Annotated in this window: 12 protein-coding genes and 1 pseudogene; 7 read left to right on the top strand and 6 right to left on the bottom strand. The window is 59.7% G+C overall.

The annotated features are described in order from the left end of the window. Positions 1-72 precede the first annotated feature (72 nt). From H1204_RS45670 to H1204_RS45650, 5 genes are all read left to right on the top strand, one after another. The gene (locus H1204_RS45670; protein ID WP_180735525.1) at positions 73-1,164 is read left to right on the top strand and encodes an ABC transporter ATP-binding protein; all 1,092 of its coding nucleotides are present in this window, start codon (positions 73-75) and stop codon (positions 1,162-1,164) included. A gap of 35 nt (positions 1,165-1,199) precedes the next feature. After that, a complete protein-coding gene (locus H1204_RS45665; protein WP_180736339.1) occupies positions 1,200-2,237 on the top strand; it encodes an ABC transporter substrate-binding protein in 1,038 nt (345 codons plus the stop codon). Positions 2,238-2,249: 12 nt separating this feature from the next. Continuing rightward, on the top strand, positions 2,250-3,512 hold the full coding sequence (locus H1204_RS45660; protein WP_180735524.1) for an ABC transporter permease: 1,263 nt from the start codon (positions 2,250-2,252) through the stop codon (positions 3,510-3,512). A 4-nt stretch (positions 3,513-3,516) separates the two neighbouring features. After that, complete coding sequence (locus tag H1204_RS45655; protein WP_180735523.1) at positions 3,517-4,356, top strand: ABC transporter permease; 840 nt, start codon at positions 3,517-3,519, stop codon at positions 4,354-4,356. A gap of 94 nt (positions 4,357-4,450) precedes the next feature. After that, positions 4,451-6,169, top strand: coding sequence for a GMC family oxidoreductase N-terminal domain-containing protein (locus tag H1204_RS45650; RefSeq protein WP_180735522.1), 1,719 nt, complete (start codon positions 4,451-4,453; stop codon positions 6,167-6,169). Between the two features lie 458 nt (positions 6,170-6,627). On the opposite strand, the gene H1204_RS45645 is transcribed toward H1204_RS45650, so the two are convergent. The 4 genes from H1204_RS45645 to H1204_RS45630 form a co-directional block, all read right to left on the bottom strand. Beyond that, positions 6,628-8,193 carry a sialidase family protein gene (locus tag H1204_RS45645; RefSeq protein WP_180735521.1) on the bottom strand — a complete coding sequence of 522 codons (1,566 nt, stop codon included), beginning with the start codon at positions 8,191-8,193 and terminating at the stop codon, positions 6,628-6,630. A 207-nt stretch (positions 8,194-8,400) separates the two neighbouring features. Further along, the gene (locus H1204_RS45640) at positions 8,401-8,967 is read right to left on the bottom strand and encodes a hypothetical protein (protein WP_180735520.1); all 567 of its coding nucleotides are present in this window, start codon (positions 8,965-8,967) and stop codon (positions 8,401-8,403) included. Between the two features lie 1,388 nt (positions 8,968-10,355). Then, a complete protein-coding gene (locus tag H1204_RS45635; protein WP_180735519.1) occupies positions 10,356-10,670 on the bottom strand; it encodes a high-potential iron-sulfur protein in 315 nt (104 codons plus the stop codon). A gap of 367 nt (positions 10,671-11,037) precedes the next feature. Beyond that, positions 11,038-14,697: a CheR family methyltransferase gene (locus H1204_RS45630; RefSeq protein ID WP_180735518.1), complete on the bottom strand. Its 3,660-nt coding sequence runs from the start codon at positions 14,695-14,697 to the stop codon at positions 11,038-11,040. 324 nt (positions 14,698-15,021) lie between these two features. On the opposite strand from H1204_RS45630, the gene H1204_RS45625 reads away from it, so the two are divergent. Next, positions 15,022-16,554 carry a PAS domain-containing sensor histidine kinase gene (locus tag H1204_RS45625; RefSeq protein WP_180735517.1) on the top strand — a complete coding sequence of 511 codons (1,533 nt, stop codon included), beginning with the start codon at positions 15,022-15,024 and terminating at the stop codon, positions 16,552-16,554. A gap of 812 nt (positions 16,555-17,366) precedes the next feature. Here H1204_RS45625 and H1204_RS45620 read toward each other — a convergent pair. Both H1204_RS45620 and H1204_RS45615 read right to left on the bottom strand, forming a co-directional pair. Then, positions 17,367-17,891 (bottom strand): annotated as a pseudogene (locus H1204_RS45620) (DUF2242 domain-containing protein); the annotation flags it as partial. Positions 17,892-18,593: 702 nt separating this feature from the next. Next, a complete protein-coding gene (locus tag H1204_RS45615; protein WP_180735515.1) occupies positions 18,594-19,226 on the bottom strand; it encodes a phosphatase PAP2 family protein in 633 nt (210 codons plus the stop codon). Positions 19,227-20,626: 1,400 nt separating this feature from the next. Here H1204_RS45615 and H1204_RS45610 point away from each other — a divergent pair. Continuing rightward, positions 20,627-21,646, top strand: a complete 1,020-nt coding sequence (locus H1204_RS45610) for a YecA family protein (protein ID WP_180735514.1) — start codon at positions 20,627-20,629, stop codon at positions 21,644-21,646. The last annotated feature ends 225 nt before the right edge of the window (positions 21,647-21,871 follow it).

Raw genomic sequence — 21,871 nt, 5'->3', positions numbered from 1 at the left:
CAATCAATGAGAAACGCATCCAAAGTGCGAACGCACTGGCGAGATGCGGCAATTTCAATATTGGAGACAACCATGCAGGGTCAGACTAAACCTCTGGTTAGCTTTCGGCATGTCAAGAAGACATATGATGGAGAAACGTTAGTTGTTAAAGATCTAAATCTCGATATTCAGAAAGGCGAGTTTCTGACCTTGCTCGGTCCGTCTGGCTCGGGAAAAACCACCTGTCTGATGATGCTTGCGGGATTCGAGTATCCGACCGATGGAGAGATCTGGCTCGATGGGCAGTTGCTAAACCGGATCCCGCCTCACAAACGCAACATCGGGATGGTGTTTCAGAACTACGCGCTTTTCCCTCATCTCACGGTTGCGCAGAATCTGGAATATCCGCTCAAGGTTCGGAAAGTGCCGCCGGACGAGCAGGCTTCCAGGGTCAAACGAGCGCTCGAAATGGTCGGCATGGGAAAGCTGGGCAAGCGGATGCCGAGTCAACTGTCGGGCGGCCAGCAGCAGCGCGTCGCCCTTGCACGCGCACTGGTCTTCAATCCGCAGCTCGTGCTGATGGACGAGCCGCTCGGCGCGCTCGACAAGCAGTTGCGCGAACACATGCAGCTCGAGTTGAAGGCCTTGCATGAAGCGCTCGGACTGACGTTCGTCTATGTCACGCACGACCAGAGCGAAGCGCTAACGATGTCCGATCGTGTCGCGGTGTTCGATCAGGGCGAGATCCAGCAGCTCGATACGGTGGATCGCCTGTACGAATCGCCAAGAAATCTTTTCGTTGCAAACTTCATCGGCGATAACAACCGGCTAAAGGGCATGGTCGTCGCAAAGGACGGCGAATATTGCGGCCTGCGGCTCGCCGACGGGACGACGGTGCGTGCATTGAACGTCGCAAACGCCGGAGTCGGTACGCAGGCGACGGCCGTTATCCGTCCCGAGCGGCTCTCGGTCGAACTTCGCCCGGCAGTCGCTGCGAATGTCATCCACGCCGAAACGCTCGACGCCATCTATTTTGGCGACCACGTGCGACTGCGTTGTCGCGGCCCCGGCGACACAGAGTGTTTCGTCAAGGTTGCGCTCGAACACGACGGGCATTCGCGCGCTCATCCGGGCGCCAGGATCGCCCTGTCGTTCCGCGAAGACCATCTGAAGATCTTGAACTGACATCCTCCGTTTGCACCACACAGCAGGAGAAAACCATGAAATCGCACTTGAGAATGATTTGCGCCGCGTTGCTGGCATGTTCGTCGGCGACGGCGTCTGCCGGCGGACTAACGACCGTCAACTACGGCGGCGCGGTTGGCAACGCGCAAAAGGCGGCCTGGGTAGAACCGTTCGCCAGGGACACGGGTATTGCGACGAATGCCATCGAGTACACCGGCGACATGGCTAAGGTGAAAGCGATGGTCGAGGCCAAGAACGTTACGTGGGACGTCGTGGAGGTCGAGTCCGCCGACGTCGGTCGTGGCTGCCAGGATGGCCTCTTCGAGAAGCTGAACTGGTCCAACATCGCGAAAAAAAGCGACCTGGTGAGCGGGGCGGTCACACCTTGTGCGGCTGGAACATTTGTGTGGTCGACGGTCCTGGCGTACAACCCGACGCTGACCAAGGGAACACCTCAAGGCTGGAAGGATTTCTGGGACGTCAAGAAATTTCCGGGCAAGCGCGGGATGAAAAAGGAGGCCCGATACAACCTGGAGTTCGCGCTGATGGCGGACGGCGTGGCGCCGAAGGATGTCTACACCGTGCTCGGCACGGTTGCGGGCGTCGAGCGCGCGTTTAAAAAAATGGACGAACTCAAGCCCTACATCCAGTGGTGGGAGGCGGGTGCGCAACCACCGCAGTTCCTGATCGCGGGTGACGTTGCAATGTCGACTGCCTATAACGGCCGTATCGACGCCGCGGTTCGCGAAGGTAACCGGGCGCTCGCTATCGCGTGGAATCAGAGCATTTACGACCTGGATTTCTTCGCGATTCCGAAGGGCTCGAAGAACAAGGAAGCGGCCGAAAAGTACATTTCGTATGTACTTAAACCGCAGTCTCAGGCCACGTTCGCGCAAAAGATCCCGTATGGCCCGGTAAACGAGGCGACTTTCAAGCTGCTCGATGGGACGATCCTGGGCGCGCTTCCCAATTCTCCCACGAACGGTAAGAACGCCATTGCGGGCAGCGTCGAGTTCTGGACCGACCACGGAGACGGCCTCGAACAGCGCTTTACCGCTTGGGCCGCAAGGTAAGGGGAAAAAAGCATGAGCGCTATTACTTCACAGCAACAAAGCTGGCACACGCGCCAGCTCAAGAAATCACTGCGAGCCGTGCAGTTGCGTAAGGAAGTCGCTGCGGTCGCATTGGTGGCGCCGCTTGCCCTCTTTATCCTGCTGGTGTTCGTGATGCCGGTCGCGTCGATGATCTCGCGTTCAATTCAAAGTCCCGAGGTTGTTGACGCGTTACCGAAGACAACCTCGGCCTTGAGACATTGGGATCGCAAGTCGACCGTTCCCGATGAGGCTTACCGTGCGCTGATGCTTGACGTGGAAGGCAATGGAGGAAATAACGAGGCGGGTAGCGCGGCGGGTCGACTGAATGGCCAAAAGGATGGTTTTCGCTCGTTGTTATACAAGACGACCAGTGCGCTTCCTTTTGGGGATAACGATGCGGCGCTTTCCGCACAGGAGGTAAAGAAACGCCTGATCGATATCGACTCCCGCTGGGCAGACGCGAGTTACTGGCGAGCGATCGCCAACGAATCATCCCGTTATACGAGCCAGTATCTCCTCGCCACGATCGACTTTCGAGAAACGCCTGATGGTCGCATCATGCCGGTAGAGAACGGTGCATCCGCATACCGCGCGGTGTTCATGCGTACCTTCGTGATTAGCGGAATGGTGACGCTCGCTGCGCTGTTAATGGGTTTTCCGCTCGCCTACTGGATCTCGATTCTGCCGGCACGAAAGGCGAATCTCGTGATGATCCTTGTGCTGCTTCCGTTCTGGACGTCGATTCTCGTTCGGATTTCGGCGTGGATCGTGATTCTCCAGGGAGCGGGTCTTGTCAACAAGGCGTTGATGGCGCTGCATGTGATTTCGACGCCGCTGCCACTCCTGTTCAACAGGACGGGGGTGCTGATTTCCATGACCCACATCCTGCTGCCGTTCATGATTCTGCCACTCTACAGCGTCATGAAGTCCATCCCGTCCAGCTATACGAAAGCCGCGATTTCTCTTGGAAGTCATCCCTTCGGGGCATTCTGCAAGGTCTATGTGCCGCAGACGCTTCCCGGTGTCGGGGCGGGCGCCCTGCTGGTGTTCATCACCGCGCTGGGCTATTACATCACGCCAGCTTTGCTAGGCGGTGCAGGCGATCAGATGGTCAGCTACTACATCGCGTATTTCACCAACATGGCCCTGAACTGGGGGATGGCGTGTGCGCTTGGCGCAGTTCTCCTACTAGTGACGCTGATCCTGTTCAGCGTCTATCGAAAGGTCGTCGGTAAAGAACTGAAGGTGGCCTAGCATCATGAAAACCAACGTCCCACGTTTCGCACCCTACATGTCGACGCCGGAAATTGTGTGGCACTACGTTCTGCGATCGGCCAATGTCATGGTTCTCCTGTTTCTGATCTTGCCGATACTGGCGATCATGCCACTTTCGTTTAACGAGAACTCATTCCTCGTTTATCCGATACACGAGTTTTCATTCAGGTGGTATCACAATCTCTTCACGGCTGTGGAATGGACGCGCGCCGGCGCCAATAGCTTGATTGTGACGCCGATCGCGACGGTGCTCGCGACCGTCCTGGGCACGTTGGCGGCATTGGGACTGAACAAGGCGTCGTTCAGGGGCAAGGGCGTGCTGGTCGCCGTTCTGATCTCGCCGATGATCGTGCCAGTGATCGTTACCGGCGTCGGAATGTATCTGCAGTTTGCGCGATGGGGATTGTCTGGCACCTATGCCGGGCTGATTTTCGGGCACACGGTGATCGCCGCGCCGTTTGTCGTGGTCACGGTCAACGCCACGCTTGCCGGCTTCAACGACAACTATGTGCGGGCTAGCCTGAGCCTGGGCGCGTCGCCCGTGCGGACGTTCTTCTCGGTCACATTGCCAATCATCGCCCCCGGCGTGATTTCCGGAGCATTGTTCGCGTTCGCGACCTCGCTGGACGACGTCGTGATCACCATGTTCATTGCCGGACCGACTCAGGGAACGCTCCCGCTTCAGATGTTCATCGGGATTCGCGAAAGCATCACGCCGACTATCGCCGCGCTCGCGTCAATTTTGATCGTCTTTTCGAGTCTGCTGCTCGTTACGATGGAATGGCTGCGTTCCAGATCTGTCGCGAGGCAGACGGCGAGTTGACGATGTCGGGGATTGCGATCGTCGAACCGGCTTTCGAGGCCGCAGGCGTTGCGCAACAGAGTGAAATCGATATGCAGAACAAGCAGGAGGCGTGATGTCAGCAGAAAGGATCGACGACGGAACCCGATCGGAGCAATCGTCCGGCGAGTTCGACTACATCGTGATCGGAGCAGGTACGGCCGGCTGCGTGGTCGCCAGTCGCCTGAGCGAAGATGATGACGTGTCTGTGCTGTTGGTAGAGGCGGGCGGAAAGGATAACTATCACTGGATTCATATACCGGTGGGTTATCTCTACTGTATCGGGAATCCACGGACCGACTGGCGTTACAAGACATGCGAGGAGCCGGGGCTCAACGGCAGGGCGCTGGCTTATCCGCGAGGCCGGGTGCTGGGCGGCTGCTCGTCGATCAACGGCATGATCTACATGCGCGGTCAGCGGGAGGACTACGACGATTGGGCTCGCATAACGGGCGACCACTCATGGGGATGGGATTCGGTTCTCGACGCATTCAAGAAGAGCGAGGACTATCATGGGGGCGCAAGCGATGCTCATGGTGCAGGCGGCCCGTGGCGCGTGGAAAAGCAACGATTGAGATGGGACATTCTCGAATCGTTTGCACAAGCCGCACAACAGACCGACATACCCGCAACGGACGATTTCAATCGTGGAGACAATACCGGCGTCGGGTATTTCGATGTCAATCAGAGGCATGGCATCCGATGGAATGCGTCGAAGGCATATCTGCGCCCTGCCGCAAATCGGAAGAATCTGACTACCCTCACGAATGCGCAGACGCAGCGACTCGTGTTCAAGAACCAGCGCTGTTCCGGCATTGAGTTCCGCGTTGGTGACGAGTACCGTGTGGCCAGGGCGCGGCACGAAGTGATCTTGTGCGCCGGTGCCGTCAATTCGCCTCAATTGCTTGAGTTGTCGGGGATTGGGGACATCAATCGTCTGGCAAAGCTTGGCATCGAACTGATAAAAGATCTGCGCGGTGTGGGTGAGAATTTGCAGGATCATCTGCAATTGCGCACAGCGTTCAGGGTGGACGGCGTGCGGACCTTGAACACCCTCAGCGCTCACTGGTGGGGCAAATTGATGATCGGCTTTGAATATGCGCTCTTCAGAAGCGGGCCGATGGCGATGGCGCCGTCGCAGCTTGGCGTCTTTGCGAAGTCGGATCCGAACGACAAGACGCTGAGGCGCCCCGATGTGCAGTACCATGTCCAGCCGCTATCGCTCGAACGGTTCGGCGAGCCGCTGCATTCGTTCGACGCGTTTACGGCGTCCGTTTGTCATTTGCGGCCGTCGTCACGGGGCAGCGTACACATCACGTCGAGTGATCCCGCGACGGCACCGAGAATTGCACCCAACTATCTTTCCACGGAGCACGATCTTCATGTCGCGGCCAACGCACTGCGATTGACGAGGCGTATTGTTGCGGCGTCGGCCCTTGAACGGTTTCGTCCTCGGGAGGTCCTTCCCGGGATCGAGTTTCAGACCGAAGAAGAATTGCGGCATGCGGCTGGCAATGTCGGAACCACCATCTTTCATCCGGTGGGAACCTGCCGAATGGGAAAAGGAGATGATCCGGACTCGGTGGTAGATTCCCGTCTGCGCGTGCATGGTGTGTGTGGCTTACGGGTGGTCGATGCTTCAATAATGCCGGTCATCACGTCGGGCAACACCAACTCGCCGACGTTAATGATCGCCGAACGCGCCAGCGAGATGATCCGGGCGGACAGAATGCGAGAAAATACGGTCGCAGAGGCATATTCGCAGGAGGTTCTCGACGTGAAGAACGCGTACTGACCGAGTACTCGCACGGCAAGGCCGCTGCGTGTCCGGACTACCTGTACCGGATCGCGACCAACCTAAGTGTCCTGACTGATTTGATACACACAGATGGCGGATCGCTCTGTCAAAGCGGTCATTCATCCGCCCGAGGCGATTGGCTGATGTGGGTCGTCAAGCGCCTGTCGCGTCGCCCGGCCACGCTGGGCGTGACCGCCGATGCCGTACCCGCACAACTTCCGCCTGGCTTGAGTGAAGGACCGACCAACGTCGGCCCCGCCCCAGCTGTCGTTGGCATGAGAACGCTCGCCATCGGCGCGCAGCCGCGCCCGCGTTACCCGATACAGGATCAGCGCGCAACGAACAAGACCACTGATTGCCGCGCGACCCGCCATGCTGCCGGGTTCGGCTGCGCCGACGCAGTGCGGCCCGTTCGGAGCGATGAGCCGACGACCGCCGTCGGCGGCGCTACAGGTTCAATAATTCACACTGCGGAAATAGATATCGGTGTTGCCGAACGCCTTCGGACACTGTGTGATGACATCAGGCGCCGTGGCGCCGCTCCCCGCCGCCAGAGCAGTTCGATACGCGTCTACGGCAGCGCAGGGGCTGGCGTTACGTGCGTCCGTCCATACAGCGAACACTCGCCCTCCCTGTGAATCGGAGACGGCAGTAATGTAGTCACCAACGAATTGCTGCTGCAGGCCGTTGAGGCTTGAGCCGTCAGGGTCTGAACGCATCGTACTGATGCGTAGCGGTGCCCCAAATGTCGCGCCCCCGTCCGTGGACTGCGTGAAGAAACTGTCGTAATGGACGACTCCCGCGCCCGGGGCCGTGTTTGGCGAAACGTCGTCCATAGCCTGGAAAATCACGCTTACCTTGTCCTTGTTCTTAGGATCCGCCGCCACTGAGGCGAAGAATGCACTTTGGTTGTCCAGGTGCCCGGCCGAGACGGGAGTCGACCAGGTCATGCCGCCGTCGGTCGACCTTGTTGCCCATACGTCCGCATGGTTGTTAGTGTGGCTGCACCAAACGACGTAAAGCGTTCCGTTGGGACCGATGGTCAACGAAGGAAACAGTCGTCCGGTTTGACGGAAGCTTGTTCCTGAAAGCGGTAGGCTGTCATCGTTGACAGCCGCAACAGTTATGATTTTCCCGGGCGGTAAAAACGTATTTCCGCCATCACGGGAGGTAGTCATGAAGATGCCTGGCGTTCCCTTGGTATCAAGCCAGATGACGTAGACTGTGCCGTCTGGACCAACCTTGGTTGCAGCTCCAGTGCGGAATGTGTTGGCGGTAGTGTCTGCCGAGCTCAGGTGCAATGGCTTTGCCCATGTGGCTCCGCCATCCGTCGATCGCGCGAAGAGAATCTGATTCGGGTGACTGCCTCCACCTGACAATTTCGTCCAGGCAACATAGATATTGTCCTGCGACGGATTCGTAGGATCGGGGCCGACAGCAATGGAGTCCTTGTCGTCAAAAATACCCTGGGCGTCACCACTGGCTTTGGCGACGGATGTGAAGGTGCTGCCACCATCTGTGGACCTGGCGACGAACAGGTCGCTCGGGGCGGCCCCGGGCGGCGAGTTATAGGGGAACGCGAGCGTCGCATAATAGGCGTTTCCTTGCCGGTCGAAGGCGAGGGATGGGTCACCATAGGCATACTCGCCGAATCCGGACAGGTCGAGGAGTCCTCCGAACGACCACGTTCTTCCAGCATCGAACGATGTATAGAAGCCCGAAATCGAGGTTGTAAGCGAAAGGGAACACCTCGACGGGGTGGAATCGGTACATTCAGGCTCGGCGTACGAGTCGTTGGCACCGACGACGAGATTCAATGGATTCGTGGGGTTCTGGGCGAGAGCGGGCTCATTCTGCTTGTTTTTCAGGAAGTATCTGTCGATGGTCGGATTGACTTGCACATTTTCCGGTGGCGCAGCGATCAAGAGGCTACAGTAACCACTTAATGCCAGCGCTGTTGTCAATGCTCGGAATGAGATCGTGTCCCAACGTACCGAAAATCGAAGATTCTTGTTGTTCATGATTAGTTCTCCAAGTCAAACCAGCGATGGATTAAAGCCGGATGATCAAACGCATCCGATGTTCTCCCTGATTCGATTTCAACGAGGGATTGGACTGGGGTACTCGGGTCTCCCTGGGATCGTGCGCACTTGGCCAGAGCGACTATGCAGCTGTACTCCAGCAGGGCGGCCCGCGGTGTTTAGAGGCGCGAGGCCACATTGGCCCGTTTAGGACGCCTCGGCCTTGCCGGCAGCTTCGAGCGCCGTCGTTGCCATGTGCTCGCCAGCGCGTGTAAAGGCGGCCGCGAGCGCAGTATCGCCGAGTAGTTTTCCCGTCACCAGAAATTGAACGCCGAATGCCGCGATCTCGATCGGATCGGCGCTGGTGATGGGCGGATCAGGCGGCTCGGGATGGTGAGGCCTGCCAGACCGGAATCGCGCCAGAAGCCAGCGAAAGTCGTTGCCGCAGACGTCCTCGACCACGCGCTGCACGAGCCGGATGGATGCCTCAGAGTCCTTGGCGCCCGACACGCTGGCGAGATCGTCCAACTGGACAATGTATTGCGCAGCCAGCCGCGCGAGCGCCGAGAAGCGCCACGGGCTTGGCTGCGGGTTGCTCGCCGGGCCGAGCTGACGAGCGAGCTGTTGCCATCCCTCGCCGAGCACCGGCCCCCCGGGACCATAAGGTCCCCACGGACCTTGCAGGCGGCCTGGGGTGTCGTCGGACGGGTAGTTATTGAACAGGCTGAAAATGCGGATGAGTGCATTACTGGACAGTGAGATCGTCTCACTCATGTCAGTGCTCCTAAATGATCAGGCGAATACGATGGCGTTACCACATACAGCGTCTATGGATCGTCATTCGTGCCCGACACGGCCCGGTTTTGACAGTAGGCAGATTCCAATCCCTTTTCAAGCCCGCCTTACGTCGCGCGCGCATCCCCGTTGTCGGGCGGGGCGTGCGCGCCGATCACGCGAACACCCGGTTGGAGCGCTCCTTTAATAGGGCGGAGGGCGCCCCTTAACTAGCGGACAATGCAACTTCCAAAACGTAGCGCGTGTTCATCTAATCGAGCGACAAGACTGAGGCCACTTGTGTCACGGGCCTGATGAGCAGCCGCGCACCTTTATGGGGCGACCCGAATACTGACCGTTGCAAGAGGCAAAAGCTTGCCCCAGCGATCGCTTTCCGCCGCGTTTAGCGGCACGTCGCGACCGTGAAACGGCGAGTGCCTTTTGCATTGGTTGGTGTGGGAGACAACGATTTCAAGACCCTACTGCGGGCAAACGCAGAGTTGATTTCGAGCGAGCGCGTAGGCCTGTGGCGTGGCGGTGGCGCGCGGCGACATTGAGAGTCATTTGCAAGGTCACGGCTTAAAAGAGCGCGTCCTTGTCTTCGCATCACAGCGAGTGAGAAAGAATCTCAAAAAGAGACGGAGGCCGACATCGACAACCTTTTGCACGCACCGCGCCCTGGCGAGCGTGATTGCGCGCAGCCTTAATGATCCGCTGGGACCTCGGTCAACGCTGCACGATGCTGTCCGACGGTGTGAACCTCAGTTGATACCGGAGAACCGGAAGACCGATTAGCGTGGAGCCGAATGTCGACTCAGGGTCGACCAGAGCCGATCGCATCGGGCCGGTGCGCGCGCCTGTAGTGCCTGTTCGACTTGCTTCTGCGCATCGGTACTGATCTTCGAGCCGAATATCACCTCCTTGACAGCCTCGGGAGCACCTCGGTCAGATAAATTTTCTTGCCTCCTGGGTCATCAACGACTTCGGAAGCTTGCGGCAGATACTTGATGATCCGCCACGTTGGTGTTTTGTCTTTAACTGAAGATCCATGTAGCACGCCGATGTGGGCGCGCTACGCGGATCAATAAGAAGGTCAGGTCATCGGCCTGTTTGACCGGTTTGGGAGGGACCTTTATTACCCGGGTTACCCGGTGCGGGGCACAGCTTCAATTGCATCGGCCGCGCGTCTTCCGCCAGCGCGCTTCGGCGCTCGCGCTCGGCCGGACAATGAATTTCCTAGCCAGCCATCTCTGAGCGGGTTGCGCAGTGGGCGGTGGTACGAGAGGACGGCGACAGCAGACCGATCGAATGCCGAATTGGGAAGTCGAGGCGAGCCGTGCGGCAATGCCGACGCAGATCGCTTCGTCGACACCACGTCTTCCCGTAGATCAGGCCTTCTTGGTATAGCCGCTGCACCATCCTTTGCTGTTGACTTGCTTTCCGCCAAACAGTGCACACGGGCCAAAAGCGTCGGCCGCCTTACCCGAATACAGCGAGCAGTTGCTGCACATTGAGCCGGCCACGTACTTCGACCCGTACTTGGCCTTGTCGATCTTGGTCGCGTCTTCCTTGTAGCCGAGCGCTACCGCGGTCGGGTCGCTTTCGCTAACGTGCGGTGCATCGGCGAATGCCTGGCGCGAGAGGGCGAGCGCCGAAGCGGCGCCAAGACTCGTAATCAGAAACGTGCGACGAGACTGTTTCATTGGGGGATTCTCCAGGTGTTGTATTGGACCCGTTTGGCAGGAACCTTTACTGCCGCCGTTTTGCGACGGCGGCAACGCGCAGCATAGAACGAAGATCGTTTGTGGCACTGCCGTCGCTGCAATGAGGAGAATAACGCCGCGGCCCGCTCCCGCCTCGACCCACGACCGGCTGCTTAGGGTGCTGCCTGATGCGGAGGCATCGTCGGCGGTGCCTCCGCGGACTCATCGTCGGACCGGGTACGGCCACTTCCTGCCGTTCGTCGCATTCGTCATGCAGTCATTCGAACGGCCGCATCGCACCGTGTTGGGGACCTTCGGACCTTATGATCGATTCCTGCCGCCGGACGGCGTCGCCTTTCCCGAATGCTCATCGGCCACGGCCGAGCACAAGCTTCTCCAGCAGAATCTCGGCGTTCACCGGCTTGGGCAGGTGATCGTCGAAGCCGGCGGCAATTGCTGCGTCCCGGTCCTGCAGCGACGCCAGACCGCTGAGTGCAAGTGCATAGACCCGCCGACGGCCGCCTTCGCGTTCACGAACGCTGCGCAGTAGCGCATAGCCGTCGGTGCCGGGCATGGCCAGATCGCTCACCAGGATATCGAATGAGCCGGCCGCGAGACAGGCGATTGCCTCGTTCGTCCGGGATGCCGTCTGTACCTGTGCTCCCTGGCTGCGCAGAAGATGAGCCAATGCTTCCAGCGCCTGCTCGTCGTCGTCAACGAGCAGTATCGACAGGCCATCCAGTGTGGCCGACCAGTTGGAAACAGGTCCTACAGGGTCCGCCACTGTCATTACTGCGCATTGCACCAAAGGCAGTCGTACGGTGAGCCGCGTGCCACGGCCTTCGCCTTCGCTGCTCGCCGCCACCGTACCCCCGTGTGCCGCGACCAGATGCTTGACGATCGATAGCCCCAATCCCAGTCCACCGTACTGGCGCGTGCGGCTCATGTCAGACTGCATGAAGCGGTCGAACAGATGCGGCAGGAGATCGGGGTTCACGCCGATGCCGGTGTCGGCGACCGACAGTTCGATCAGCGCGCCCAGCCGCGTAAGTGCGACTTCGACACGACCGCTATTCGGAGTGAACTTCAAGGCGTTGCCAATCAGGTTGGACACCACCTGCTGAAGGCGACGCGCGTCGCCGCTAACGATGGTTTCGTCGTGAAGCCCGGAGCTGACCAGTGTTATTTCCTTCGTCGTCGCCGCCGGTCGATGACCTTCTACAACGGTGCGCACGGTCGCGGCGAAGTCAACCGGCTGCGCGTCAAGCGCGAAACGGCCAGAGGTAATGCGCGAAACGTCCAGCAGGTCATCGATGAGCGCTGCCTGCGACTGGCATTGACGCAGGATCGTCTCCACCGCGCGCCGGGCCGTCTTGTCGTCAGTCTGCAGCCCGCGCTCGCTGGCGGTCTTGAGAACCGCCGCCCAGCTGGCGATCACGTTGAGCGGCGCGCGCAGTTCGTGCGAGACGATGCCGAGGAAATTGTCCTTGGCATTATTGGCTGTCTCAGCGTCGCGCTGGGCGGTCTGCGCGTTGTCGACGGCGCGCTTGAGTTCATCGATGTCCTGCACGGCGAGCACAGCGCCGTCAATCCGGTCGTCGGTCGTCCGGTAGGCGCGCACGTTGACCAGCCACCAATGGCCGTTGGCGTCCTGGTACTCGTGCTCCACTTCCGTCAACCCCTGGACCGCGGACACCACCATACGCTCCAGGTCGCCAGTTGAAAACATCTGGCTTAGCTGCGCCATCGGCTGCCCGACGCTATCGGGCGGGAAGCCGAACAGCTGCTGGGCCTGCGGCGAGAAATGACGCAACCGCAACTGTTTGTCGAGCAGCACCACCGGCAGCGGAATGCCTTCGACCAGGTTACTCAGGTCGTCGTTAGCGCGGTCGAGTTGCTGGTTCCGCGTCCTGAGCTCATCATTGAGCGAGCCAAGTTCCTGGTTTGCGGACTCCAGCTCCTGCTTGGCCAGTAGCAGCTCCTCGTTGGCGCTTTGCAGTTCCTCGTTGGTACTGAGCATCTCCTCATTCGCGGTCCGCAACTCCTCATTCGCGGATTCGAACTCAGCAACTACAGCTTTCAACTGTTTCTGCGTCGCCTCAAGTTCGTCAGACAGCGTCGTAACCGTGCGCTCCAGTTCCTGAAGACGACCGTGTCCCGAATGCAGGTCGGGATTCATGGTGGGCTCGGCGGACGTTTCCAGGGGCAACGGATGTAGCGTCACCAGAAAATGTGGCACCAGGTCTTCGGCGCCCACTGGCAGCACCTCGAGTGCATATCGCCTGTCGCCGAGCGGCACGCGTTCACGCCGCACTGGCTGGCCCGTCCGCCTGGCTTCAATCAGCGCAGTGCGCACCGGCACGTTCAACTCAGGATTCAGCAGGCGCGGCAGGGCTAGCGAGGCTTCGCCGCTGGCCGGCGCCACGAACTCCGAAACATCGCCGCGGAACTGCACCACGTCGCCCCGCTCGTCGACGACGAAGCCGGGCGGCGCATAGCGCTCCAACGCCGTGCGGGTGGCTGCTTCGATAACCGGGTCCACTGGCTGAGCGCGTCGGGCCGGTGGTGCGCCACCTTCGCTGGACCATGGTCGCAATGCATCAATCGGGAATAGCGCCTGCTGCCGTCTGGCCACCGGAATCTTGCGGTAGAGATGTGGCGCGCCTGCGTGCTCGAAGCCGTCCGCCCCTGCTGCCGCCTCGGCGCGGCCGAGCAGCACGAAGCCGTCGGGGCGGCAGGCGTAGTGCAGCGCCTCCAGCGCATGCTGCTGCGCCTCCTTGCGCAGGTAGATCAGGAGGTTTCGGCAGCTGATCAGGCCCATGCCAGAGAAGGGCGCGTGGGCCAGTACGTTGTGCCGCGCAAACACACACATGTCGCGGATCGACTTGCGCACAACGTAGCCACCGGAAGTCGCGGCGAAAGTGCTCTCCCGGAAAGCCTCAGGCACGTCGTCGACCGAGCCTGAACTGTACCGGCCTGCGCGGGCGACCTCGATCGACGCCTCGTTGATATCGGTGCCGAAGATCTGCACCCGTCGGTGCAGCGCTGCGCGATCGAGCGCGTCCTTTAGCAGCGTGGCGATGGTGTAGACCTCTTCGCCTGTTGAGCAGGCCGGCACCCAGACACGGATCGGGTCGTCGTTCGTCTCCAGCAGCGCCGGAATCACCGACTGGCGCAGCACGTTGACGAACTCGGCATCCCGGAAGAAGGCGGTCACGCCGATCAGGATGTCGTCACGAAGCGCCGCGGCCTCGCGGGCATCGCCACGCAGCAGTTGCAGGTAGGCGTCGACATCCCTGTCCTTTTGCAGCAGTACGCGGCGCAGGAAGCGCCGGCGCAGGTTCACGTCCTTGACATAGCCGAGGTTGATGCCGGTTTTCTGCTGCACAATTGACAGCGCAACACCGAGCGCGTCGGCGTCGCCCATCTGCGCATTAGCTACCTCGTCCCCGCGGACCGGATCGCCCAAGCGCCGGACAAGACAGCCGGCGATATCTTCCGGCGGCAGTACTTCGTCAACCAGACCGGTATCGATCGCGGCTGTTGGCATGCCCGGGTGGCTGGCCGTCTCCGGCTTTTGCGCGATGACAAAGCCACCAGAGGCCTTCAGGTCCACCAGACCGCCCGATCCATCCTGACCGGTCCCAGAGAGGATGACCACCGCGCCGTTTACATCCGGATCCTGCGCGAGCGAAGCCAGGCAGGCGTCGATCACCAGATTCGGGCCGGCCTGACGACGGGTTAGCCGAAAGTGACCGTCCAGCGCGATCACGCCAGCGTTCTCGGGTAGCACGTAGACCCGGTTGTGCTCGATCTTTCGCTGGTGAACCAGTCTCTCGACGACCACACGAGAATCCGCCTGCAGAATGTCAGCAAGGTGGCTTTCCTCGCCCGGATCAAGATGTGTGATCACGAGTGCGGCAAAGCCCGGTTCTTGCGGTAGCGCGGTGACGATCGTGCGTAGCTCGTTCAGGCTGCCCGCCGATCCCGCCAGCACGACCACCCGCAATAATTCTGACGACCCCATGGTCGCGCTCCTGCTTTTTCTAATCGATGAAGTGGGCGCAGTCTAACCTGTCGCGGCCAACATTGTGAGAGGTAGCAATGGGCGTGCCAATGGACTTCGTGCCGTTGGCATCGTCGTCAACTGAGTTTTCGAAACCTGGTGGCGACGAGCAGTTAGGACAGCCGGCCTTGGTCGCCGAGCGGTGCGTATGGAACTCCGTCTGATTTCGTCTGAGCCGCCCTCGAGGCCCCATGTCCACTTACGCGTAGCACTTGTCCATTGGAGCCGCGCGCCAGCGGTTAAGATAAAACAAATGTGAAACATAAACCCTTGTAGCGAGAGCGCATGAGCGATCCAGGCACCACTCAATCAGCGACATATGGAACGGAACAGCAGTTCCGCATCCTCGTACAGGGTGTGACGGACTACGCGATCTTCATGCTCTCTCCAACAGGAATCGTGACCAGTTGGAACCTCGGCGCGCAGCGGATAAAGGGATACAGCGAGGCGGAAATCGTCGGGCAGCATTTCTCCCGCTTCTACACTGACGAGGACAGGGCTGCGGGCTTGCCGGCACAGATTCTCGCGACGGCGGCAAAGGATGGTCGCGCCGAGCGTGAAGGATGGCGGGTTCGCAGCGACGGAACCCGTTTCTGGGCGCATGTGGTTGTCGATGCAATCCGGGACGAGACGGGGACGCTCGTCGGCTTTGCGAAAGTGACCCGCGATATCACAGAGCGCAGGGAGGCGGCGGCGGCACTCGAAAAGGCGAACGCCGCGCTGTTCCAGGCCCAGAAGATGGAAGCGATCGGGAGACTGACGGGCGGTGTCGCCCATGACTTCAACAATCTGCTATCGGTACTGTCCAACGGCCTGCAGGTCCTGGCGATGCAGTCAAGAACGCCGCTCGACATGAAGATGATCGAAGGCATGCGGCGCGCGGTCGAGCGCGGCGCTTCCCTCACGCAGCAGCTATTGTCGTTTGCGCGCCAACAGCCGTTGCAGGCACAGGTCTATGACCTCCATGCGCTGATCCGCGATTTCGAGCCGATGCTGCGACGTGCTGGCAACCGGCAGATACATTGCGAGCTTTCCTTGCACGAGAGGCAAGCCTTTGCGGTCGTTGACGCAGCGCGTCTCGAAGCTGCGCTGCTAAACCTTTACGTCAACGCCGTCGACGCGATGCCGGAAGGCGGTGTGATAACCATAAAAACCGAATCCGTCGAATCCCACCGTCCGGTGACGGCCGCGCTGCCGGCGGGCAATTACGTTCGCATTTCGGTAGCAGACACTGGCTCGGGCATGCCGGATGACGTGCTGGCGCAAGCGCTCGAGCCATTTTTCACCACTAAGCCGGCGGGAAAAGGCACAGGCCTTGGGCTAAGCCAGGTGTACGGGTTTATCATGCAATCCGGCGGCGATGTCATTATCTCAAGTAAGGTCGGTACCGGTACGACAGTTGATCTGTACCTGCCAGCCGCTCAGCTGGTCGATGCTGCGCAGACACCAGCGCCAAAAAGGAAGGTCGAGACAGTGTTGCTCGTCGAGGATGAGCCCGACGTGCTCGCGGTTGCCACTGAGCTGTTTGTCAGCATCGGTTATGAAGTCGTGCCAGCCAGCAGTGCGTCGGAGGCTGTCGACATACTCAACGAGCGGCAGGACATCGGCGTGCTGTTTGCCGATATCACCATGCCGCGCGGCATGAGCGGTATCGAACTCGCCTGTCAGGTCCGCGAGGCGCACCCTGGCATCAAGATCGTGCTGACGTCAGGCTATCCGCAGGCGGCATTGCGCAACGAGCATGCCGTCCTCAGCGACTTTATTTTTGTTCACAAGCCGTACCGGCTCGCGGATCTTGCGAAGGCGCTGCGCGCATGAACCGGTCAAGTGTAATCGCATCTGGAAGACTGCTTCGTCGCTGTAAACGGCCGGTGAGGTAGCCGCCGCTGACCGTCCCTTGTGGGTCGGTTTGGTGCATTCGCAATCGGCACGGATTCGGACAGGAAATGCCGATCGCCGCCGTCAGGCAACGCCGGTTCGGGCCGTGCCCAGCAGGATTTGATAGTCACAAGTCGCCAAAACCCTCGATCAGGCAAACCATCGCACCGTCGCACGCATGGAAGATTCACTGGGAATAGGGCGACGGCTGGCGAGCACGATGCGGAATATACTTCGGTGCCACATATTTAGGGTAACTACATAATTTGACATAAATCAAACTGTCAACCTAAATTATAAGCAGTACATATTGATAGGCCATCCGCTTGCACAAACTGGCGGTCGTGAACAGTAGCGCGTTACACCCATGAACGATTTGATGTTGCGAGTCGCTGTCGACCGACAGGTACAAGACATCGGCAATCACGGTTAACGCATGGCGCCGGGTCTTGAATCCGTTCGCGTCTGCCTGGTGCCTGGTGCCGGTAAAAGGCGCCCCGGCGCGTCCGGGTGCGGCAACATCGCAAGCCAGGCTGATCGTATCTTCCTCGCTGGATACAAGGCGGGAAAGCGGGCGGACGAAACACGGTTCGAGCGTAAGATGCCGGCGACGCTTACCTGGCGCTCGTCGCCTTCTCCGAATCACTGCCTGTCTGGGCTGCCCCGATCGGCGGCACGGCGTCGTTCATCGACGGCAGCGCCGCCTTCGGCGCCGCGGCGGCGTCAACGGCGGCGGACTGGTCGGAGTCAGCCTTCAGGTAATACTCGACTAGCGCGAAGAAACGCTGATAGAAAACGCCGGCAGGAATCGTCTCGCTTGCAACCTTCACCATCGAGTCATCGCTCGAGCCGATCGGCAGCGACAGCGATCCGAACACACTGAGGCCGACGCTCGCCGACGTGTTGCTTTTCTTCAGGGCATAGCGATCCTGCACCGCGTTCACATACGCCGTACTGCTGTTGTTTTTTGGGTCGTTGGTTATGCAGACTACGTGGATTTCGATCACCGCGTGTGAGTCGCTGGTGGGCTGGAAATTTTTCGAGCCATCGACTGAATCGGGCCTCGTCGAGCTGGCGATATATCCCTGGCTGAGCAACGCACGGCGGGCGGCTTCGCAAGCGGGTTCCGCCTTCGCGACGAACTTGTGCATATAGGGGCTGTCGCCCGAGTCGAACTGTTCTTGCTGGTAAAGCGGCTTCGGCGTCGAGCAGGCAGACAGAGTGCTCGCAAGCGCGAGCACGAAAGCCGCGGAGGAAAAGCGGAACTGGGTATGCATGGCTGAATAGGGTGGGTGGATCGGCTTGTGCGGTGACCGCGTTCTGATGCCAGAAGGTCAGGACGCCCAATGCTCTTGCGCGGCATGAGAGGGACACATCATGCGGCTGATCCGAATATGAATGGGGCGCACCCATTATAATTTTCTTTCCCTACAACTACCTTCGACGTTGTCGTGAGCGCAGGTCCGTCACGCGTACGGCGGCTGTGGCGAGCGGATACGAGGGGACGCATGATGCGGATCACGCGATCGGGGAAAGGGCGCCGTACCTTTCGGTGCCAGTCGGGCGCACTGGCGTCTTCGGTTCTGCTGGCGGCGGGGCGTGATTCCGGGCAAGCACTGGCCGACGGGCTATCGTCCACGCCCGCATGCATGGACAATACGGAACCGACGCGGCAGCAAACGGAAGGGCCGTTCTTTTTGCCGAGTTCGCCACGGCGTGCGTCGCTGCGTGAACCGGGGATCCGAGGCGCCAGAATCGTGCTGACCGGCCGCGCCTGACCGAGCGTCGGCCGGTTATCGCTAATATCTGACGTTTAAGATATTAGCGATTACCGCCCAGACCTTGAGCCGGCGTGGCGCGCGGGCGCCGCCGACTGCGTTGCGTTCGCCCGCAGAATGCACAGTGGATGTGCCGGCGGTGAGCGCCGTTGGAGCGGTGATGTCACAACCAGGAGCGTAGGATCGCCGAATCGCCGGTTCTCAGAAGCGCTTGGCAAAGCCCACGGTCAAGCCATGCGGAAGGATCTGGACAAATATGGGCGTCTCCCATGTGGTCGCCAGGTAGCCGACCGCTGTACCCAGCGCCCAACCCGCGAGGACGTCTGTTTGCCAGTGCGCCTGCGCCTTCATACGGGCGACCGCGTCATAAGCGGGCAACAGTTCGAGTGCCCAGACCCACGGGTAACGACGTCCGTAGTTGACGATAAACGGCGTGACGAAGCTCGCCTGCAAGGTTACTTCGCCGCTTGGGAAGCTGTCGCCACCGCTCACGAACCACGCGTTCGGCCCCTGTCCGCTATTGGGGCGCGCACGGCGAAACGTGTATTTCATGGCCTGCGCGGCAACCGCAGATATAGCCTCCGAATCCGCCGTTTGCCAGAAGGTATGGCCAAGCTCATTGTCGTTGCCCAGCCAGAGCGCGCCCCCTGCTGCAATGGCGATTGCCGAATACTCCAGTGCCAGCTGGACGTTGCGATTCCAGATGCCGCTCTGGTCGTACGCCAGTTCATGATCAAGGCCAGCGTGAGCCGCCAGGCTGACGGTACTTAAAGCCGAAGCGAGGATCAGGCGTTTGCAGGTGCGGCTCAAGAATGCCAATGATCTGGTGGACATGGCCCCCCCAGTTGATTAGCATACCTTGTGAATTAAAGAACGCTGTCTCGGATCGCGTCACAGTGGATACTGCCTGTGAACGGCGCTTGGACGTTATGCAAGCCCGTCAGGAACTGGTGCTTTTGCTCGCTGTCGACCATTGCGACATGAATTCTCGACCGACAAACCTTAAGAAAAGGTTAAGACGCTGCAAACACAACACCAGGTATTAACCGCAATATACAAACGCCCTATAAAAATCGGCTCCCGCGTACTGTGTGGTCGCGGCTATCGAGACGGACCGGGACGGGGAACAGGGATCTGTTCGCCTCCGCGCTGAAGAAAATGACGGGTAACCATACCCGCATGAGTGTCATGCGGGTATGCCGAGAACAGAATTGCGTGGCGTCTACATCCGCCATTGTTCAGATCGCCGTCAGGCTCGAGACGCTTTGTCGGACCGAACGGCCGCTTCGCCTGAACGGCATTTTCTCCTTGAAGACGGACGGTGCGGCAGTTGGACGACGAGCCCTCCGGACCATTAACTCGACATAAACCGAATTAGCAATTATAGAGTAGGAATCCTATGTACAATTTCGAATTGCCGTCGTCGTTCCACTCAACAAGCCTGCTGTCGATAAAAGCACACGGCAGGTGACCAACTTCATCTCCGTGCACATTCAATACCGCCGTTAACCGTCGTCTCAGCGACCTGAAAAGTGACCAGCGTGCTCGACCAGATGCCTGACTGACAACGGGCGCTTCATCTTCTGCACCGGGCTCCGAGAATCACAAAGGGGGCTGGCTGTGACTCGGCAAGGAGCTGGAAACGATAGCCTGCGGATTCGCCCTCGTAGCCGTCAGCTCGAACGCTTCCAGGGAGAGCCGATCGCCAGGCGGAGGGCTTCGACGGTGGAACGCATGGAAAAACGCCATCTGCATCGGGCAGACGCGGGGGGCCGAGGACGTTCGCGAGTAGCCCACGGATGCGTCAAAGTGCGCCGCGCGTCGACTTGCCATCTCCGGGTAGGAGCGGGTAATAGCGCTCGTTGACGGGCGCGAAGTCATGGCTGTGTGCACGCACGGCGGACACCGACGTCGCATCGGGGAAAGAGTACGGAAGCCCGTGACTGGGCATCCGGGCGTTTCAGGTGCGGGACCAATGGGGAGGTGGTGTCGCGAAACTGGAGTTTCGCCAGAAACCGCATCCCTATCGACAAGGGTTGGCGACATGTATCCGAAAGATTTCATCGCCTGCCGACCGGTAGTCCGATTTGCGCATCGCCCCATCGGGTAAAATGTTGGCATCCCGGCGCCGGCCGAAATGGTTGCGTGCAAGCGCTGCATCGTGTTGCATGTCGACGACAACGACATGTACAGGCGATCAGCATCGCGTCTACGTGTACCACCGTGGGAATATCATGAATCTCGATCCCGAATCCGACGAGCCACTGACTGACGAAGAGTTTGATGTCCTCGAACGCTTTCTTTCGAGCAATGCTGTTTGCGACGATGCGATGGACGCCATCATGTTGCACGGCTTTCTGACCGCCATCATCTCTGGACCGAACATGGTCATGCCGAGCGCGATTCTTCCGTGGGTTTGGGATGCAAGGCACGCAACACGTCAGCCCAGATTCTTGTCAGCAGGGCGGGCACGCAAGATGACCGGACTGATCATCCAATACTGGAACGATATCAACAACACCCTGAATCACTGTCCCGATCTGTTCGAGCCCCCGCTGCACACCACCGAGTGGAAGGGCGAAGAGGTTCTCATCCTCGACGAATGGTGCGAGGGTTATTGCGAAGGCATTGACATCGACCGGGAGGCCTGGGAGCCACTGCTTGAAAGACACCCCGAGTGGTTCAATGTCATCCTGCTATTCGGAACAGCCTCCGGATACCGGGAACTGGCGCAGCGAGACTACACGGTCGCGCAACGTCGGTCATTTGCAAACCTGCTCACGGCCGGAGCGCTCAATATCCATCAATACTGGCGTGAGGAGCGCCGAAAATCGATGGAACAGGGCGAGCGACCGAACATGATCGCGGCAGTTTCAAGGCCGAAAGACAGGACAGGCAACCATACCGGGCGCAGCGAGCTGGACGCGCAAGACGGGAATGGGTCCGAAGATCTGTTCCTCGTCGATTCGCTCGGCCGGACAACGGAAGATGCGTTTCACCCGCTTGCATTATCCCCGCTGTCCACGCGCATCACTCGCGAAGGCACGTCTGTGGAAGTGCACATCTATCGGGCCGAAAACGACAGCCGCGATGGCTGGGTGCTGGAAATCATCGACTCGCTCGGAACGTCAACGGTTTGGGACGACCTGTTCCCGACCGATGGAGCCGCGCTGGACGAAGCGTTGAACACAATCAGCTCGCACGGCATTGCATCGGTAACAGGAGGCGTACCAGAGCACATGACGAAGCACTAACCGCTCTTGAACCGGCTTGCACCCCGAGGAAAGTTTCGGTTTGCCGCGGCCTGCGGGACAAACCTTGTTCGGCGCGCACAGAAGCGTCGCCCGGCAATGCCATACAACATGCTGCCGAAAGTCAGCGCCATGATCAGAAATAGCAATTTTCCCCGGGTCGCAAGATATTACGTGATCTGCACGCGAGACTATTTGCAGCCTGCATTCGAACTCGGGACTTCCCCA

Origin of the sequence: Paraburkholderia sp. PGU19 (assembly GCF_013426915.1) — a bacterium.
Classification (GTDB): Bacteria; Pseudomonadota; Gammaproteobacteria; order Burkholderiales; family Burkholderiaceae; genus Paraburkholderia.
The sequence above is the reverse complement of the archived record's forward strand: the minus strand, read 5'-3'. Positions and strand labels throughout refer to the sequence as shown.

Bases quoted from the DNA above. Each gene is read 5' to 3' on its own strand.
- H1204_RS45670 (WP_180735525.1), top strand. From the start codon at position 73: ATGCAGGGTCAGACTAAACCTCTGGTTAGCTTTCGGCATGTCAAGAAG.
- H1204_RS45655 (WP_180735523.1), top strand. From the start codon at position 3,517: ATGAAAACCAACGTCCCACGTTTCGCACCCTACATGTCGACGCCGGAA.
- H1204_RS45665 (WP_180736339.1), top strand. From the start codon at position 1,200: ATGAAATCGCACTTGAGAATGATTTGCGCCGCGTTGCTGGCATGTTCG.
- H1204_RS45630 (WP_180735518.1), bottom strand. From the start codon at position 14,697: ATGGGGTCGTCAGAATTATTGCGGGTGGTCGTGCTGGCGGGATCGGCG.
- H1204_RS45635 (WP_180735519.1), bottom strand. From the start codon at position 10,670: ATGAAACAGTCTCGTCGCACGTTTCTGATTACGAGTCTTGGCGCCGCT.
- H1204_RS45640 (WP_180735520.1), bottom strand. From the start codon at position 8,967: ATGAGTGAGACGATCTCACTGTCCAGTAATGCACTCATCCGCATTTTC.
- H1204_RS45615 (WP_180735515.1), bottom strand. From the start codon at position 19,226: ATGTCCACCAGATCATTGGCATTCTTGAGCCGCACCTGCAAACGCCTG.
- H1204_RS45645 (WP_180735521.1), bottom strand. From the start codon at position 8,193: ATGAACAACAAGAATCTTCGATTTTCGGTACGTTGGGACACGATCTCA.
- H1204_RS45650 (WP_180735522.1), top strand. From the start codon at position 4,451: ATGTCAGCAGAAAGGATCGACGACGGAACCCGATCGGAGCAATCGTCC.
- H1204_RS45610 (WP_180735514.1), top strand. From the start codon at position 20,627: ATGAATCTCGATCCCGAATCCGACGAGCCACTGACTGACGAAGAGTTT.
- H1204_RS45660 (WP_180735524.1), top strand. From the start codon at position 2,250: ATGAGCGCTATTACTTCACAGCAACAAAGCTGGCACACGCGCCAGCTC.
- H1204_RS45625 (WP_180735517.1), top strand. From the start codon at position 15,022: ATGAGCGATCCAGGCACCACTCAATCAGCGACATATGGAACGGAACAG.